This is a genomic window from Streptomyces silaceus, from assembly GCF_001419745.1.
Taxonomy (GTDB): Bacteria; Actinomycetota; Actinomycetes; order Streptomycetales; family Streptomycetaceae; genus Streptomyces; species Streptomyces silaceus.
This window is the reverse complement of record NZ_LIRJ01000717.1, coordinates 1-1055: the sequence shown is the minus strand read 5'-3', so window position 1 is coordinate 1055 and position 1055 is coordinate 1. Positions and strand designations below refer to the sequence as shown.

The 1055-nt window shown below is 69.7% G+C and carries 1 protein-coding gene and 1 pseudogene; both read right to left on the bottom strand.

Annotated features, from left to right (window positions below; genetic code table 11):
• A pseudogene (locus AOK22_RS38975) lies at positions 1-234 on the bottom strand (HEAT repeat domain-containing protein); the annotation flags it as partial.
• Between the two features lie 301 nt (positions 235-535).
• A complete protein-coding gene (locus AOK22_RS38970; RefSeq protein ID WP_055703341.1) occupies positions 536-928 on the bottom strand; it encodes an ankyrin repeat domain-containing protein in 393 nt (130 codons plus the stop codon).
• Positions 929-1055 lie beyond the last annotated feature (127 nt).

Below are 1055 nucleotides of genomic sequence, written 5' to 3'. Positions count from 1 at the left end.
CAGATGCCGCTCGATCTCGCCGAGCCCGCCGTGCAGGTCGAGGTAGAGCCGCGCGTAGTAGAGCGAGCGGTTCTCCACCTGCCAGTCGTGGCGGGGATCGTTCAGGACACAGTGGTCGAGGGCGGCGAGCGCCTCGGACCGCGGGGCGGTGAGTGCGTGCAGCGTGCCGTCGCCGCGGCCCCGCTGCAGCAGGCCGAGCAGCGTACCGCTGGGCGCTATGACCGGATCGAACATGGGAAACAGCCTCACATCAAGCGTCGACGCAACCGGGAATCACGCAATTACCTGGCCGTGCGCCAACACGTCGGGCCGCCCGCCGTCTCTTGCTTGTCGAAGACCATTTTCCTCTGCCTCTCGTCGGTGGCCCAAGGGTCCCGGACGGGAGGTCCGGGGGCGGGCCGATCACGGTCCACGCGGTGCGGCAACATCTGCCCCGCCGTCGCGTCCGTGAATCACGTCGTCATGATGACCCGGCGGTCATGTCCGCCGCGACCACATTTCCAGCGCCCCCGTCGTTGCTGGTCAGGTACCCCGCTCAGGCGGTCCCGAACAGCTGAAGCAGCTCCACCTTTCCGAACATCCGTGCGGTATCGATCGCCGACGGCATCCCCGCGGCCGGATCCGCGCCGCCCTCCAGGAGCGCCCGGACCACCGCGTCCTCACCCTTGAAGACGGCACCGGCGAGCGGCGTCTGCCCCCGGTCGTTGGCGCTGTTGGTGTCGGCGCCGCGCGCCACGAGCGCCCGCACCGCCTCGGCGTGCCCGTGGTACGCCGCGAGCATCACCAGCGAGTCGCCGCTGTCGTTCGTGAGGTTCGCCGGAACGCCCGCGTCCACGTACGCGACCAGCGCCGCGGTGTCGCCCTGGCGCGCCAGATCGAAGATCTTGGTCGCCAACTCCACGACCTCGGGATCGAGGGCCTCGCTCATGGGGCGTCCGCCTTTCTGGGTGTGCCGTGTGCCGTCTTTGCAGCCGTACGAGTGAATCGACAGGGTACTGCCCCCGCGGGTACATGACCCGGCCCGGCCGCGGCAAAGATCACGACGGGTGCCGGAG

What these genes read in the sequence shown, in the direction of transcription:
- AOK22_RS38970 (WP_055703341.1), bottom strand. Translation starts at nt 928, where the DNA reads ATGAGCGAGGCCCTCGATCCCGAGGTCGTGGAGTTGGCGACCAAGATC.